Below are 15,687 nucleotides of genomic sequence, written 5' to 3' on the forward strand. Positions count from 1 at the left end.
AAAAATTAAACAATAGTGCGCTTCATCTGTTCTTATAAAGTACAGATATGACGAATGACATGAAATTAAATAAATTATTTTTTACCCTATCAGTAGGAGCTTTATCCTTAATTCACGCTTGTAGATCGCCCGAATCGGACGAAAAACTCAAATCAACAATCCAAGCGGCCTTAGAAAATACGCCTGGTATCGAAGTGAATGTTGAAGAAGGAAATGTTACGCTGGATGGACAGATTGGTTCTGATTCGCTTAAGCAGCATATAGAAGACAAAACGAAAATGGCAGGTGGGGAAAATATAAAATCCATTCATAACAATATCATGGTAAACCTCCCTGAACCTGAAGATGCGCGTGAAAAATATCATGAAATTATTGGTGGAGCGGTTGATTCTACCTTGACGAGGGATGTCAACCTGGTTCTGGAAGATTTTCCTACTATTACCGCTCAGGTTAAGGAGGGAATTATCGTAGCAACTGGGAATCTTGAAAAATCAAAAATAGATACGCTTAGGAAAAGATTAGAACATATCAAGCCTAAAGGTATTGATATGAAAGGGGTTATTAGCCGCTAATATCTTATAAAGGAAGCCAACCAAATTTGAGGGATAGCTTCCTTTACTTCATATGTCTATTTATACAACCAAGTTACACATTTTCGATCAAATCTCGTATAGCAACTGATGCTATCGCCCCACCAAACGCTGCAGGTAGATAAGACATTGTTCCATAAGCTGATTTTTTAAAATTACTCCCATCAGTATACAGCAAAGAATCCTTATTTGGCAATTCGGTTGAAAAGGCTACTTTAACACCGTCCCGAATACCGTGTTTCCGCAATTTCTTACGAATGTGATGCGCCAGTTTACAGTTATACGATTTACCAATATCGTCAATTTTGATCTTTGTGGGATCCACTTTTCCTCCTGCACCCATTGAACTCACAAAAGGTATATTGGCCTCCAACGCTCTTCGAATGAAAAATAGTTTAGGTGTAATACTATCAATAGCTTCTACGCAGTAGTCCGGAGACAATTCCAATAATGCAGGTATCTTTTCTGGAATGATAAAATCCTGTATTACCGTCAAGTCTAACTCGGGATTTATCGCTAACAATCGTTGACGCATAATCTCAGCTTTCGCCTCGCCATGATTGGTCGCCAAGGCTGGTAGTTGTCTATTACGGTTGGACGGATCTACTGTATCTCCATCGATGATGGTCATTTTCCCCACACCTGCCCGGCATATAAATTCTGCTGCAAATGACCCCACACCGCCTAATCCCAATACCATCACATGCGAATTTGCTAATTTTTCAATCGCCGCTCGACCAATTAATGCTTCGGTACGTGACAGCCAACTTAAATCTTTCATTTATTTAATTCAATTTTTTATTTCATGATGAAGCCCGCGTATTTCATTCAATAGGAATAAACAACATATGCTGGCTCATTTATTAAATACTTTCTTATAATTCTGATATATAATGCATTTTAGCTCTTCCACTGCTATCGATCTCACCTGAGCTACGTAGCAATAAAGGGCATTAATTTCTATCATCGTATTTGTATCTGTCTCTAGAAACAGATGACAGAGTGAAATATGTTGTAAAAGCTCATCCTGACTTCCATTCAGACAGTGTTGGCCAATGGATAAATAATAACCTTTGCGTATTAATTGTTGACCCAAAATCCAATTTTTACGATATCCATGAAAAATGACAGGTTCTTTAAAATCTAATCTTTTCAGGCTGCTTACGATCTCCTCAAAAGCGCGCACACAATGAATGATTAGCGGCTTCTGATATTTTTGGGCTAAGCAAACCTGTTTATCAAAGATAGACTGCTGATCAGTGAGGGGAATTTCTATCGTTTTGTCTATACCGCATTCACCTATAGCTAAAACTTGCTTTCGTTCTAATGCGTTGGCCATTAGTCCTAAATCGTGTTCAGTATTCCCATTGATATACCATGGGTGCAAACCTACTGAACAATCGACCTCAGTAACGAGCTCTGAATGGTTCAGCGCAACATTCTTTATAGAACGAACTTCGAGCTCGCTGACCGGATAATTCCGATGCGTATGTAAATCGATATAGGGAATCTGTGAAGCCAACGGAACAAAGGTCGAAAAAATACTTGAAGCAAAAAATATTCTCTACAAAATTAGTATAGTTTTAGTCGTCCAAGCTAGTCCCCAACGCTTTCAGGACGGCGGAAGCTTTCAAAAGACACTCTTGATACTCGTGTTCGGCATCTGCCTGATTAGTAACCGCTCCTCCAGTATGAAAAGAAAGGTACCTTTTTTGTTTATTGTAAAGTAATGAACGGATAACGACGTTAAAATCAAATTCATCATGTACAGTATCAAAATAACCAATAGATCCAGCATAGATACCACGCTTCCGGGCTTCAAGCTGATCGCAAATCTGCATTGCAGCAATTTTAGGAGCACCGGTCATTGAACCTGCAGGAAAAGTATTTCTAATGACGTCCACATTGGCAACATGTGGTGCCTGAACGCAGGTAATGGTCGAAATCATTTGATGCACCTGTTTAAATGACTGGATCTCAAAAAGGCGGGTAGCTTCAACAGTTCCGGGTAAAGCGCTACGCGTTAAATCATTACGAACCAAGTCTACAATCATCACATTTTCTGCAATTTCTTTTTTTGATCTCAACATGTCAGCAATAATTTCTTGGTCTTCTATTGCATTCGTTCCCCTTTTCGCAGTACCTTTAATAGGTTGAGAAATCAATTTTCCTCGTTGTTTCGCTAAAAATCGTTCGGGGGAAGCGCTCATGATAAAATGATGCCCTAACTTGAAAAATGAACTAAATGGAGTAGGTGATATGGAATTCAAACGATGATAGACTTCAAAGGGAGAAACATCAGCATTTTCAGCAAAAAATTCCTGACAAAGGTTTACTTCATAGATGTCTCCACGCTGAATATGTGCCTGTACATTTTCAAAAGCTTCGGTATATTCACTTTTTGTCCAGCGCGATTGCACATGCACAGCAATTGGCAACGCCTCAGGGATCTGAGTATCGGAAATAGCCTGATAAATTGCAACAGGATCTTCAGCTTCAATATGCACCTGATCACCAGTCCATCGAATCGTAATTGCCGGCACAAAAAAATAAGCTTCCGGAAACTCGAGCTCATCCTTTCCCGTAGTTTGCAATTCTTCGATCTCATTCTTAAGATCATAGGAAAGAAATCCAGGTATAAATTCAGATCGATGTAATTTCAAAAAAGCATCGAGCCCGTCAAATACATTTTGATTTGCGCGGAACGAATGCAATGCCTTGACAGCCATTACCTGTTCAAATTTGCCCCATTGATCGGACATCCCATTACTATTAAAGAAAGAAATTTCATCAAATTGCCCCGACCAGTGTAGGGCTTTTTGATGAAATTTGTCTTTAGAATCGAGAAGAGCAAAACTTTCGATCCGCATAGTTTATTTCGATAAAGCTAATGTTTGTTTACGATCAGGGCCTACCGATAGGATTGTAATAGGCACTTCAAGAGCTTTCTCTAAATAAGAAATATAATTTTTTAATGCTTCAGGTATTTCCTGTTCAGATGTAATACCGGTCAAATCTTGTTTCCAGCCGTCAATTTCTTCCAAAATAGGCTCCGCTTGATGTGTGATAATTTCATAAGGCATATAATCAATCACTTCACCGTTATATTTGTAGTGCGTACAGGCGTAGATTTTATCGAAAGTATCTAATACATCAGCCTTCATCATAATCAAGTCTGTAACGCCATTCAACATAATCGCATACTTCAAAGCAGGAATATCAATCCAACCAGTACGACGGGCACGGCCTGTAGTCGCTCCAAATTCATGCCCCAGTTGACGTAATTTCTCACCAGTCTCATCATGAAGTTCAGTAGGGAAGGGACCGCCACCCACACGAGTAGCATAGGCTTTAAAGATACCGTATACTTTACCAATTTTATTTGGCGCAATACCAAGTCCTGTACAAGCTCCTGCTGTAGTGGTGTTAGAGGAAGTAACAAAAGGGTAAGAACCGAAATCAACATCCAAAAGTGTGCCTTGCGCTCCCTCAGCCAACACGCGTTTACCTTCTTTCAAATATTGATTCACCAAATGTTCTGAATCCACATGTGGAATTGACTTAATGAATTCGATAGCATCTAAAAATGCTTTCTCTTTCTCACTAAAATCTGGTATATCACCATAATGTGAAAGAATATTAAGATGTTTTTCTTTCAACTTCTGGTAACGCTCCTGAAAATCTGGAAGCGTTGTATCACCTACACGTAAACCGTTTCTACCGGTTTTATCCATATAAGTTGGCCCAATACCTTTTAACGTAGATCCAATTTTACCTGCACCCATATTTGATTCTGAGGCAGCATCCAATAATTGGTGTGTCGGCAGAATAAGGTGTGCTTTGCGCGCTAAAACCAAATTGCCTTTACCCACCGGATCAAAACCAGCTGTCTTTAGATTGTCTAACTCTCTTTTTAAGATAATCGGATCGATAACGACACCATTACCTATAAGATTTAGTGTACCTTCATTGAAGATACCAGATGGAATTGTGTTGAGTACGAATTTCTTGTTATCGAATTCCAACGTGTGTCCGGCGTTAGGGCCGCCTTGGAAACGAGCGATCAAATCGTATTTAGGACAAAATACGTCTACGATTTTACCTTTACCCTCGTCACCCCATTGTAAGCCCAAAAGCACATCAACTTGCATAGCTTTTAAAGTATAGTAATTAAATGTTATTAATAAAAATAGACTCTATTTAAAAATAAAATGTTCAGGAATTTTTCTCCTGAACATTCCTGAACAAATGTACTATTATATTTAAGAAAATATAAGATTAATTTGAAATAGCTGTGTGCACTACAGCCTCTTCTTTTTTGTTCTTAAGTTGACAGTCTTGACACACGCCATACAAATTGAGCGAGTGGTGCTTAATGTCAAATTTTAAAAGATCTCCCATCAGACTCTGAATTTGGTTGATACGGGGATCACAAAACTCAACAACCTTATTGCACTCAATGCAGATCACGTGATCGTGCTGTTTGAAACCATAAGATTTTTCAAATTGCGCCATGTTCCGGCCAAACTGGTGCTTTGTAACCAGATCGCAAGATACCAAAAGTTCTAGGGTATTATAAACTGTAGCACGACTGACACGGTATTTTTTGTTCTTCATATGGATATATAAAGACTCTACATCAAAATGGTCGGTACGTGAATAAATCTCTTCCAAGATCGCATAGCGCTCTGGTGTTTTTCTTAGATTTTTATTTTCTAAGTAGGCCTCGAAGATTTTTTTTACAGTTGCAAAATTTTCAGCTTGATTCATAGTAAAAATATTCTTGTACAAATTTACCAATTAGGATTGATATTTCCGCTATTAAAAATAGGGGCAAGGTAGGCGCTTAAAAGCGATTTTGAATCCAAATGCTAAAGACTAGCTTTCCGATTCATACCGATTAACACCTGTTATTCCTCTAACTTGCTTTAAATTTCTCATTAAACTTTCAAGTTGAGCAGTATCATTCACATACACCATAATATTACCATCAAAAATACCATCATTACTTGAAATCGACAATGATCGGATATTGACCGTAAATTCTTGGGAAATCACAGTTGTTAGTTTATTTACCAATCCAACATCATCGATACCAACAATATGCAAACCAGTCAAAAATGCAGAATCCTTTGTGGAGGCCCATCGCGCTTTTAAAATTCTGTACCCATAATTTGCCATCAATTTTGAAGCATTTGGACAGCTCGTACGGTGAATCTTTATTCCGTCATTAACCGTTAAAAATCCAAAGATATCATCACCGGGGATAGGGTTGCAACACGGAGCTAAAGTATAATCGACTTTCTGCATATCATCACCAATCAAAATCGTATCGAACTCCTTCTTATTGATCTTTTCGACTAATCCGCCGATATGTGCGTTAAATTGATTTCCAGAAGAGCTATTTATATTGACTTCAACGGCCTTTTCATGCGCAACATACTCTCGTAATTGCCTCATATCGACTATTCCCTTGGCAACATTGTAGAACAGATCTTGTGAACTGGGATACTTGAGAAAATTGGCAATTTTGTTAATATTGTCCGTGTTATACGTCACTTTGAGTGATTTTAACTTTCGTTCCAATATCTCTTTTCCATCTTCCGCAACTCTTCTCTTTTCTTCTTTTAATGAAGACCTAATTTTGGATTTGGCTTTTGCAGTTACGACAAAATTTAACCAATCCTCCTTAGGAGATTGCTTGCTCGATGTAATAATCTCGACCTGATCCCCATTTTGTAGAATATGACTCAAAGGAACCAGCTTGTGGTTTACTTTAGCTCCAATACAGCTTGCCCCAATATCTGAGTGAATTTCAAATGCAAAATCTAAAGCCGTGGCATTGTTGGGCAGTTGTATCAATGTTCCTTTCGGAGTGAAGATAAAAATCTCATCCGAGAACAGATTCATTTTAAAATCATCCACAAAATCCATTGCATTCTGATCTGGACTGCTTAATACATCGCGTACCTTTTTGATCCATTGATCCAAACCGGAATCAGAATTTGATTCTTTGTACTTCCAATGTGCCGCAAACCCCTTTTCGGCAATTTCATTCATTCGTTTAGTACGAATCTGAACTTCCACCCACTGCCCTCGAGGCCCCATTACTGTGGTATGCAATGACTCATAACCATTTCCTTTCGGCGAGGAAATCCAATCCCTAAGCCGGTCGGGATTAGGACGATACAAATCGGTGACGATCGAGTAGACCTTCCAGCACTCCGTCTTTTCCTTCTCATCTACAGCATCGATAACAATACGTATGGCAAACAGGTCATAAACTTCTTCAAAAGGAATCGATTTTTTCCGCATCTTATTCCATATGGAATGAATTGATTTGGGGCGGCCAAATACCGAAGCTTTGATTCCTTGTTCCTCCAATATCTCTTTGATGGGATCGATAAAATCACCTATAAACCGCTCACGCTCCGCTTTTTTCTCATTGAGTTTTCGTGCGATAAATTTATAAGTATCCGGATCGGTATATTTCATCGAGAGATCTTCCAACTCAGATTTTATTGCGTAAAGTCCCAAACGATGGGCTAATGGCGCATAAAGGTAACTCGTTTCCGAAGCAATTTTCAGCTGCTTATCCCGAGCCATAAATTCCATCGTGCGCATATTGTGCAGCCTATCCGCTAATTTGATAAGAATGACACGAACATCGTCTGCAAGCGTGAGCAGCATTTTTCTAAAATTCTCCGCCTGCATGGAACTATTTGGATCAAAAATTCCCGAAATTTTAGTCAGTCCATCGATAATCCGACGAACTTTTTTACCAAACATTTCTTCAATTTCATCCAATGTTACATTGGTATCTTCAACTACATCGTGGAGCAACGCGCATACTATAGATGTTGTCCCTAAACCAATCTCTTCGGCAGCAATCTGGGCAACAGCAATTGGGTGATAGATATAAGGCTCTCCTGATTTGCGTCGCATTTCCTTATGGCTATCCAATGCTAAGTCAAATGCCTTCCGGATCTCCTGCTTGTCCCCACGCTGTAAAGTAGGTTTACAAGCGCGTAACAATGCTCGGTAACGTTTCCTTATCTCTTTGTTTTCTGCTTCAATATCAATCACATAATCTTTCATAAACGTTACTGGTAAATGATGTTTTTTGAGTAAATTTGTGTAATTTAGTTAATGTATTCTTGAACACTATTTTCAAGCTAACTTATTTTGTAATAAATCTACCAAAATATTATAGCATTGACAAATTAAAAAGCGTTATATAATTGCCCAGATGAAGACAATTTTGTTTTGTTTACTTTTTCTAACAGGGCCTTTGTCCAGCAGGGCACAGTCTCAGTCGCTTACGCTGCCTCTTTATGGAGAAGGAGCTCAGGAGACCGTAAACAGCTATCTGACAACAACATTGCCAAATGGAGAAGTGCTACCGTGGTTTCCTATCCCCACTGTCACCGTTGTAGCCAAAAGAACCTGGTCGAGTGAAGAAGCGCGCAGAGAATATCTTCGCTTTAGAAGAAATGTCCTAAAGGTTCTGCCTTATGCGATATATGCGCAAAAAAGATATGATCAACTGGATAGAGAACTTGCGTTGACGGCGGACAAAAAAGAACAAAAAGCCCTAGTGGAGAAATGTGAAAACGATGTCAAACAGATGTTTGATAGAGAAATCAAAAATATGACGGTTTCTCAAGGCAAAATACTCATTAAGTTGATCGATCGCTATACCGGACATACAGGCTACGAAATGGTAAAAGAAATGAAGGGCGGGCTTTCCGCATTTTTCTACCAAGGAGTTGCAAAAATATTTGGGCACAACTTAAAGTCGACTTATGACCCTAAAGAAGACTTTGCCATTGAAAATATTATTAGGGAATTCGAAAAGTCGAGAACACAGCCTGTTATGTGAACACTTAAACGAAAACCAGATGAAAACAGTATACGACTTCGATGCACTCCAGTTTAACGGTAAAAAAAGATCGCTAGCAGATTTTGAAGGGAAAGTACTGCTCATCGTCAATACCGCTAGTCAATGTCTATTGACCAGACAGTTTAAATCGCTCGAAAAACTCTATCAAAAGTACAAAGATCAAGGCTTCGAGATCCTGGCATTTCCAGCAAATAATTTTCGGAATCAGGAACCATTAACTGGTGGCACGCTAGAAACATTCTGCAGAATCAATCAACAGGTGAGTTTCCCTGTCTTTAAACGAAGCCATGTTATTGGTGAATATACATCCCCCCTGTACAGTTTTCTTTCCAATAAAGAGCAAAACGGAAATATCAACAGTAAACCTTTGTGGAATTTTCACAAATACCTGATAAATAGGAAAGGAGAAGTCATAGACTTCTATTATCCAATTACTTCGCCATTATCAAGTAAAATTTGCCGCAATATTGAACGTCTTTTACAAGAGTAATCTTTAAACTGCTTACCTTTGCAGCTGCTTCCTATAGCATATTCTAATTGCCAAGACCACTCATCGGTTAAACGGAATGATTTACTATAAGAAGGGAAGTTAAATTAAATAGAGGATTATTTATATGCTAAAATTAGATCTACTTGTCATTGCTGTCCATCCGGATGATGCTGAACTAGGCGCTGGGGGTGTGATGGCAAAATATGTTGCTGAAGGAAAAAAAGTAGGAATTGTCGACTTGACTCAAGGGGAGCTTGGTACGCGCGGCACAGCAGAGACCCGATCTCAGGAGGCAAAAGATGCCGCAGAAATTTTAGGATTAACCGTTAGAGAGAATCTTGGACTGAGAGATGGTTTTTTTGAAAATGCCGAAATGGAAAAAATGGCGGTTATAAAAGTTATCCGGAAATATCAGCCGGAAATCGTCATTACAAACGCCATTACTGATCGCCACCCAGACCATGGAAGAGCTGGGCAAATGGTCAATGAAGCCTGTTTTCTCGCGGGCTTAAGGAGGGTGGAAACTCTCGACCAGGACAATATTATTCAAGAAGCTTACCGCCCCCGATTGGTACTCCAATTTGTACAGGACTACTATATCAAACCTGATGTTGTCATTGATATAACGGATTATTATCCTATTAAAGAAAAATCTGTACTCGCCTATAAAACTCAATTTTATACCGGAGAAAATGTGAACCCGGATGAACCGCAGACCTATATTTCCAATCCCGATTTCATGGAATCAACAGCTGCGAGGGCACGCGAATTTGGACGCTATATCCAGGCGAAATATGCCGAAGGATTTACATCAAAGAAAATATTGGGTGTAGATGATCTTTTTCAGCTAAAATAAGGATTTATAGTTAAACTGATACTGTGGCAAAATAAGATGCGGGATCATTCATCTTTTAATTAGAACGATCCCGCATCATTCATCCTGCTAATATATTCGCTACATTTAGGATATAAATCCTTTCACGTACTGTTTTGTAATTTCATTTTGCGGATTCAGTAAAACCTGTTCTGTTGGACCAAACTCAAGAACTTCACCATCATAGACAAAAAGTATATAATCTGATACCCGCCGCGCCTGCCGAAGGATGTGCGTCACCAAGACGATGGTATAATCTTTCTTCAGTTCAATCAACAACTCCTCAATTTTAGCAGTCGACAATGGATCCAAAGCAGATGTGGATTCATCCCCAAGGATAATTTCAGGTTCCACAGCTAATCCTCTCGCCAAACAGAGCCTTTGCTGCTGACCGATAGACAATCCGCTAGCGGAGTGACTTAAACGATCCTTTACCTCGTCCCATAAAGCAACATTACGCAATTGAGTTTCGACAATCTTATCCAGCTCTTTCTTACTTCGGGTACCATGTATTCGTGGACCATAGGCGACATTATCGTAAATGGACATTGGCAATGGATAAGGCTTCTGTGAAAGCAACCCCATCTTCTTCCTGATATGTGTTACTTCGGCATTCTTACCATAGATATCCTCGCCGTTAACCAGAACGGAGCCTGTTATTTCAACCCCCTTAGTATCGTCTACCAACCTATTTAGTGTTTTTAAAAGCGTTGTTTTCCCACATCCCGATGGCCCAATAATGGAAGTTACACTATTGTTTGGCAATGCAAGGTTGATATTTTTCAGTATATGACGTCCGTCAATATACACGTTAAGATCCTTTATTTCAATATGCGGATCTATCAAGGGATTTACTATCGGCGATTCTTTTGTTTCGATTGAAGGATATGAGTGCATACTACAATAATTAAGATAATGATTGTTAAAACTAAAGCTGAGGCATACGCCCGACCCTGTACCTCGGGGATAGGGCTACTTAACTGAAAAAATATAGATAAAGGTAATGTTGCCGCCGGCTCATCGATATATTTAGGGAGATTATCGCTAAAACCAGTAGTCAATAAAACTCCCGCCACGTCACCAATGGCACGACCAAAGGCTAGTAAAACAGCTGTAAGTAGGCCTGTACGAACACTTCTCAGCATCACCTTAGCCAATTCCCAGCGGGTGGTACCCAATGAAAGGGTAACGTTTTTCAGGTCTTCTGGAATGGTCTTGATCAACTCGTCCACAGTACGTACCACAATTGGAATAGTCAGTAGCGTTACTGTAATAATACCCCCCAATAGGGAAGCCCGAATACCCAAATAGACCATAATTCCGAAACCTACAGCACCATAGACAATTGAAGGGACGCCATACAATACATCGAACAATAATTTCGAAAACTGTGTTATTTTGGAGTTCGTTCCCAAATAGATATTCAGATATAACGAAATCGGAATCCCGATCAGCGCAGACAGCGCAGTTGAAACACCAGCCAAGTACAGCGAACCCAAGATAGCATTCAAAATACCACCTTCCTTTCCGATGTAAAACCCACCTTTAGGCAACTGACTGACCATTTCCCAATTGAGATAGGGAAGTCCCTTATACAATATCGTGCCGACTATAAAAAACAGCGAAGCTGTTACCGTTATACCCGAAAGATGCATAAAAACTTTCGCTACTTTTTCGCTCAGTAACCGTCTTCTGGTATTATCCATGCTGACCTCCTTCCAGTCGTCTTAATATGAGACGGGAACTTAAATTAAAAATAAATATGATCACAAATAAAAGCAGTGCTGAGAACATCAGAGCTGACTCATAAAGTGGGATTGACATCATCTCTCCGAAATTATTGGCAATTAACGCAGGGATAGGATACCCCGCATCAAATATCGAAGTCGGCACCTTTGCAACATTTCCACAGACCATTAATACCGCTATCGTTTCACCAAAAGCTCTGGATGTAGACAAAACGATGGCAGCAACAATGCCCGGTCTAGCTTTTTTGAGTATAACGTGTTTGATGGTGTCCCATTTCGTTGCTCCCAAAGATAGTGAGGCAGCCTTCAGATCATAAGGAATGGTTTGAAGAACTTCCACCATAATGGAGATCATGATAGGGAAGATCATCACAGCCAATACAATGCCCCCAGCAAGCACTGAATATCCAGAGGTCACAACACCAAAAACCGATGCAATGTACAGCTGAATCAGCGGCACGATAAACAACACACCCCACACCCCATAAAGCACAGGTGGAATTGCAGCTAAGATATTGACCAATGGAAGCATCATGTTTTTCAACGCATCAGACGCATACTCTGTTAGGTACACAGCAGTTAATATGCACAACGGGATTGCAATTACTAGCGAGATCAAAGTAACAGCAAGCGTACCGGCTATAAATGGCAAAAAGCCAAAAGACCCTTTCATTGGTGACCACAGCTTACCCGCTAACAGCTGAAAAATATCACTGTATTTAAATAAAGGAATTGATTTGACCGTCAAACCAACCGCTATAATTACCACAACTGAGAGTGATATTAGCAACAGGAGTAAAGTGGTCCGCTTAACGAGGATATCTTTTACGAGGCGAGTATTTAGCATGCTATAACTTATTAAGTTCTTCTTTTACCAGTGTTTCATTTAGTGGAACATAACCATTTTCAAGCAGCTGCGACTGTGCATTTTTCTGAAGCACAAAAGAAATAAACTCCTTCAAAAGAAGGGATTCGGTCTTGTTTCGCGTTACAAAGGTTAACTCCCTTGAAGGGGGAGCCGGATATTTGCCCGTGGCTACGGCCTCTGTTAATTCAGGTAGTGTACCATAAAACTGTTCATTTTCATCGATACGTCCATTTTCATCAATATCTAAAGGAACAACAGCTATACGGTCAAAAACCTTGTTAGTTTTAAGGTTGTAGACATAATTAATATTATTGAAACCGATACCATGTATATCGTCTTTAATCGCTTGAGCAATCCCAGGATCACCAAAAATTCCTATTCCTTGCAGATCCTCTTGCTTATTTCCCAAAAATTTAGCCCAGGTTTCAGCTGCCCCCGCAGCATCTGATCGTACATACACATGGATAGGATCCGCCGTAAAACGTGGATCAATTTCTTTCCACGTCTTGAACTTTTTATTCACAAAAATGTTCAACAGTTCTTCACGGCTCAAACCACGCCTCAAGATAGCAGGATAATTAGGGTTTGCTGGATTGATTGTACATATGACAGCATCTTTTGCCACAATAATTGGAACAGCTCCTTTTTTTACTTCCTGCTCATGCAGATCTCTCGACACCATCCCAATATCAACCATTCCAGTAAGGACATCGGCAATGCCCTTGCCGGCGCCACCGGCAGAAATATTAAATCGAACATTCGGATGTATTTTTTTAAAATCTTCGCTCCATACTACAGCCAAGGGATATAGCGCAAAAGCCCCTGATAGCGAAATATTACCTTCAAAACCATGCTCTCTCGTATATCCATTCTTCACTTCAGGCGCACAGGAAGTCAATTTCAATATGATTAAAACGCTTAAAACAAGTACAATAAAACACTTTCTCATCGTTACACCTAATAGTCTACAGGTTTTGTATATTAAATTTTATAGGGCAAATATATATTAATTTGGTAGATATTATAGAATATTAAAAAAATATTTTTACATTTGACACCAAGAAAAGAATACCAAATCAATAGATTTTATTAGTTTTATGCAAAGCTTTCGTACAGAATTAGAAAACCCAGTCGTGGAAAAGGAGATTATCGAACTTGAGAAAAAAATTCGATTGTTCCACGAAGGCAAGATAGCAGACGAGAAATTTAGATCGTTGCGTTTAGCTCGGGGGGTATATGGACAACGACAACCTGGAGTACAAATGGTTCGTATAAAACTCCCATTTGGAAAAGTTACGTTCAAGCAATTGCTTAAAATTGCAGCAATATCAGATGAATATGCAAGCAGCAATTTGCACCTTACAACACGCCAAGATATACAGATACATTATGTAAGTCTAGATCGCACTCCTGAGCTTTGGGCAAAGTTAGCTGAAGATGACATAACATTACGGGAAGCATGTGGAAATACCGTGCGCAATGTCACGGCTTCGCCAAGTTCGGGCATCGATCCTAAAGAACCTTTTGATGTTTCACCGTATGCTCAGGCAACTTTTGAATATTTTTTGCGCAATCCCGTATGTGCGGAAATGGGCCGGAAATTCAAAATGTCATTTTCTGCGAGTGATGAAGATAGCGCGTTTTCCTATATTCATGACCTTGGTTTTATTCCAAAATTAAAATTTGTTGATGGTATTGAAACGCGTGGTTTCAAAGTGCTGTTGGGGGGCGGACTGGGTTCTCAGCCTTTCTTGGCATCCATGACAAATGAATTCCTACCGGAAGATGAACTTATCCCTTATATAGAAGCCACGCTTCGTGTCTTTGATCGTTATGGTGAAAGAAATAACCGTAATAAAGCCCGTTTCAAATACCTTATTCAGAAATTGGGCTTAGAAGAAGTGCTCAATTTAATTGAAGCTGAAAAAATTGCAACAAAGGTAAAAACCTACCCAATCGACCGAAATAAGATTGAGCAACCTGCAGCACCAAATGACGAGCAATTGTCATCCCTCGACCTGGATAGCGATTTAAATTATCAGGTTTGGAAAAACACCAATACCTTCGAACAGAAACAGAAAGGATACTACGGGGTGTATGTCCGCGTTTCCACTGGCGACATTGGTACGGATAAAGCCAGGGCATTCGTCGCGGGACTTAAAGATTTAATTGCAGACGATATCCGCATCACACAAAACCAAAGCTTATTATTAAAATATGCGACGGCAAAATCCCTACCTCATATCTATCAATTGCTTCAATCCTTAGATCTTGCCCAGGCAGGTTATGACAGTACAGCAGACGTAACGACATGTCCAGGTACCGACACCTGTAACCTTGGTATCTCGAATAGTACGGAAATGGCACGCGTGATCGAGTCCTACATTGCAGAGTTTCATCAGGATTTCGTCTTTAATCGGGATCTAAAAATAAAGATTTCAGGCTGTATGAATTCCTGCGGACAACATGGTCTAGCGCATATTGGGTTCCATGGGAGTTCGGTAAAGGCGGAAGGTAAGGTGGTACCGGCTGCACAGGTGATGCTAGGAGGCGGCACCATCGGTAATGGTGAAGGTCGAGTTGCCGAACGTATCATAAAAGTACCCACTAAGCGCGTATTACATGTAGTTGAGTGGGTGCTAAATGATTACAAGAAAAATGCGGATGAAAACGAAAACTTTCACGCCTATTATGACAGACAAGGCAAAAATTACTTCTACAATCTCCTGAAACCGCTATCGGATCTTACCAACCTAGCTGCAGATGAATTTGTAGACTGGGGCCACGAAGAAACGTTCCAGACGGCTATCGGTGTAGGGGAGTGTGCGGGGGTCGTCATTGATTTGGTTGCTACCTTAATTTATGAGGCTGAAGAGAAATTGCAGTGGGCAAATGAAACATTTAAAGAGTCAAAATTCTCTGATGCGATTTACCACGCTTACAACGCCTTTGTACAGGCTGCTAAGGCGCTGTTGTTGGATAAAGGAATCAGTGCCAGTACCCAAAACACGGTCATCAACGAATTCCAAATTCACTTTGTGGAAACAGGCGAATACAGTTTCGATAAAACTTTTCCAGAATTGGTACTACAGATCAGTAAAAATGAACCGAGCGACCACTTTGCAACAGGATACCTAAAAGAAGCTACAAAGTTTATCAATGAGGTTTATCAACGTAAAAATTTAACACCGATACTGGTATAGGGAGGGAATAG

General features: G+C 39.8%; 15 protein-coding genes. 5 read left to right on the forward strand and 10 right to left on the reverse strand.

The annotated features are described in order from the left end of the window. Positions 1-59 precede the first annotated feature (59 nt). Entirely contained in the window at positions 60-572 is a 513-nt protein-coding gene (locus B3E00_RS21515) for a BON domain-containing protein (RefSeq protein ID WP_293940045.1), read from the forward strand. 73 nt (positions 573-645) lie between these two features. Here the strand turns inward: B3E00_RS21515 and B3E00_RS21520 are convergent, their stop codons facing one another. From B3E00_RS21520 to B3E00_RS21545, 6 genes are all read right to left on the reverse strand, one after another. Further along, entirely contained in the window at positions 646-1,371 is a 726-nt protein-coding gene (locus B3E00_RS21520; RefSeq protein ID WP_293886414.1) for a tRNA threonylcarbamoyladenosine dehydratase, read from the reverse strand. Positions 1,372-1,446: 75 nt separating this feature from the next. Further along, positions 1,447-2,112 carry a TatD family hydrolase gene (locus B3E00_RS21525; RefSeq protein ID WP_293940047.1) on the reverse strand — a complete coding sequence of 222 codons (666 nt, stop codon included), beginning with the start codon at positions 2,110-2,112 and terminating at the stop codon, positions 1,447-1,449. A gap of 61 nt (positions 2,113-2,173) precedes the next feature. Further along, positions 2,174-3,460, reverse strand: a complete 1,287-nt coding sequence (locus tag B3E00_RS21530; protein WP_293940049.1) for an anthranilate synthase component I family protein — start codon at positions 3,458-3,460, stop codon at positions 2,174-2,176. 3 nt (positions 3,461-3,463) lie between these two features. Continuing rightward, positions 3,464-4,741: an adenylosuccinate synthase gene (locus tag B3E00_RS21535; protein ID WP_209580692.1), complete on the reverse strand. Its 1,278-nt coding sequence runs from the start codon at positions 4,739-4,741 to the stop codon at positions 3,464-3,466. 127 nt (positions 4,742-4,868) lie between these two features. Further along, positions 4,869-5,360 carry a Fur family transcriptional regulator gene (locus B3E00_RS21540; protein ID WP_209580691.1) on the reverse strand — a complete coding sequence of 164 codons (492 nt, stop codon included), beginning with the start codon at positions 5,358-5,360 and terminating at the stop codon, positions 4,869-4,871. 108 nt (positions 5,361-5,468) lie between these two features. Beyond that, a complete protein-coding gene (locus B3E00_RS21545) occupies positions 5,469-7,688 on the reverse strand; it encodes a RelA/SpoT family protein (protein ID WP_209580690.1) in 2,220 nt (739 codons plus the stop codon). A gap of 151 nt (positions 7,689-7,839) precedes the next feature. Here B3E00_RS21545 and B3E00_RS21550 point away from each other — a divergent pair, with 151 nt between their 5' ends. The 3 genes from B3E00_RS21550 (at position 7,840) to bshB1 (ending at position 9,839) form a co-directional block, all read left to right on the forward strand. Next, entirely contained in the window at positions 7,840-8,472 is a 633-nt protein-coding gene (locus tag B3E00_RS21550; RefSeq protein WP_209580688.1) for a DUF4294 domain-containing protein, read from the forward strand. Positions 8,473-8,491: 19 nt separating this feature from the next. Beyond that, a complete protein-coding gene (locus B3E00_RS21555; RefSeq protein ID WP_209580686.1) occupies positions 8,492-8,983 on the forward strand; it encodes a glutathione peroxidase in 492 nt (163 codons plus the stop codon). Between the two features lie 124 nt (positions 8,984-9,107). Further along, entirely contained in the window at positions 9,108-9,839 is a 732-nt protein-coding gene (gene bshB1 / locus B3E00_RS21560) for a bacillithiol biosynthesis deacetylase BshB1 (protein WP_209580684.1), read from the forward strand. Between the two features lie 105 nt (positions 9,840-9,944). On the opposite strand, the gene B3E00_RS21565 is transcribed toward bshB1, so the two are convergent. The 4 genes from B3E00_RS21565 to B3E00_RS21580 are packed head-to-tail and all read right to left on the reverse strand — an operon-like array spanning position 9,945 to position 13,422. Continuing rightward, complete coding sequence (locus tag B3E00_RS21565) at positions 9,945-10,754, reverse strand: phosphate ABC transporter ATP-binding protein (RefSeq protein ID WP_209580682.1); 810 nt, start codon at positions 10,752-10,754, stop codon at positions 9,945-9,947. Beyond that, positions 10,712-11,563: a PstA family ABC transporter permease gene (locus B3E00_RS21570; protein ID WP_209580680.1), complete on the reverse strand. Its 852-nt coding sequence runs from the start codon at positions 11,561-11,563 to the stop codon at positions 10,712-10,714. Before B3E00_RS21570 ends, B3E00_RS21565 begins: the two co-directional genes overlap by 43 nt. Continuing rightward, positions 11,556-12,452: a phosphate ABC transporter permease subunit PstC gene (gene pstC, locus B3E00_RS21575; protein WP_293940052.1), complete on the reverse strand. Its 897-nt coding sequence runs from the start codon at positions 12,450-12,452 to the stop codon at positions 11,556-11,558. The genes B3E00_RS21570 and pstC overlap by 8 nt, the downstream gene beginning before the upstream one ends. Before the next feature lies 1 nt (position 12,453). Further along, positions 12,454-13,422 carry a PstS family phosphate ABC transporter substrate-binding protein gene (locus B3E00_RS21580; protein WP_209580676.1) on the reverse strand — a complete coding sequence of 323 codons (969 nt, stop codon included), beginning with the start codon at positions 13,420-13,422 and terminating at the stop codon, positions 12,454-12,456. Positions 13,423-13,570: 148 nt separating this feature from the next. Here B3E00_RS21580 and B3E00_RS21585 point away from each other — a divergent pair, with 148 nt between their 5' ends. Beyond that, positions 13,571-15,676 (forward strand): HEPN domain-containing protein, encoded by a 2,106-nt coding sequence (locus B3E00_RS21585; RefSeq protein ID WP_293940056.1) that lies wholly within the window; start codon positions 13,571-13,573, stop codon positions 15,674-15,676. The last annotated feature ends 11 nt before the right edge of the window (positions 15,677-15,687 follow it).

Source organism: Sphingobacterium sp. UBA5996, from assembly GCF_002429765.1.
GTDB lineage: Bacteria > Bacteroidota > Bacteroidia > Sphingobacteriales > Sphingobacteriaceae > Sphingobacterium.

Excerpts from the sequence above, each read along its gene's own strand:
- B3E00_RS21515 (WP_293940045.1), top strand. The coding sequence starts at position 60 with ATGAAATTAAATAAATTATTTTTTACCCTATCAGTAGGAGCTTTATCC.
- B3E00_RS21520 (WP_293886414.1), bottom strand. The coding sequence starts at position 1,371 with ATGAAAGATTTAAGTTGGCTGTCACGTACCGAAGCATTAATTGGTCGA.
- B3E00_RS21530 (WP_293940049.1), bottom strand. The coding sequence starts at position 3,460 with ATGCGGATCGAAAGTTTTGCTCTTCTCGATTCTAAAGACAAATTTCAT.
- B3E00_RS21535 (WP_209580692.1), bottom strand. The coding sequence starts at position 4,741 with ATGCAAGTTGATGTGCTTTTGGGCTTACAATGGGGTGACGAGGGTAAA.
- B3E00_RS21540 (WP_209580691.1), bottom strand. The coding sequence starts at position 5,360 with ATGAATCAAGCTGAAAATTTTGCAACTGTAAAAAAAATCTTCGAGGCC.
- B3E00_RS21545 (WP_209580690.1), bottom strand. The coding sequence starts at position 7,688 with ATGAAAGATTATGTGATTGATATTGAAGCAGAAAACAAAGAGATAAGG.
- B3E00_RS21550 (WP_209580688.1), top strand. The coding sequence starts at position 7,840 with ATGAAGACAATTTTGTTTTGTTTACTTTTTCTAACAGGGCCTTTGTCC.
- B3E00_RS21555 (WP_209580686.1), top strand. The coding sequence starts at position 8,492 with ATGAAAACAGTATACGACTTCGATGCACTCCAGTTTAACGGTAAAAAA.
- bshB1 (WP_209580684.1), top strand. The coding sequence starts at position 9,108 with ATGCTAAAATTAGATCTACTTGTCATTGCTGTCCATCCGGATGATGCT.
- B3E00_RS21565 (WP_209580682.1), bottom strand. The coding sequence starts at position 10,754 with ATGCACTCATATCCTTCAATCGAAACAAAAGAATCGCCGATAGTAAAT.
- B3E00_RS21570 (WP_209580680.1), bottom strand. The coding sequence starts at position 11,563 with ATGGATAATACCAGAAGACGGTTACTGAGCGAAAAAGTAGCGAAAGTT.
- pstC (WP_293940052.1), bottom strand. The coding sequence starts at position 12,452 with ATGCTAAATACTCGCCTCGTAAAAGATATCCTCGTTAAGCGGACCACT.
- B3E00_RS21580 (WP_209580676.1), bottom strand. The coding sequence starts at position 13,422 with ATGAGAAAGTGTTTTATTGTACTTGTTTTAAGCGTTTTAATCATATTG.
- B3E00_RS21585 (WP_293940056.1), top strand. The coding sequence starts at position 13,571 with ATGCAAAGCTTTCGTACAGAATTAGAAAACCCAGTCGTGGAAAAGGAG.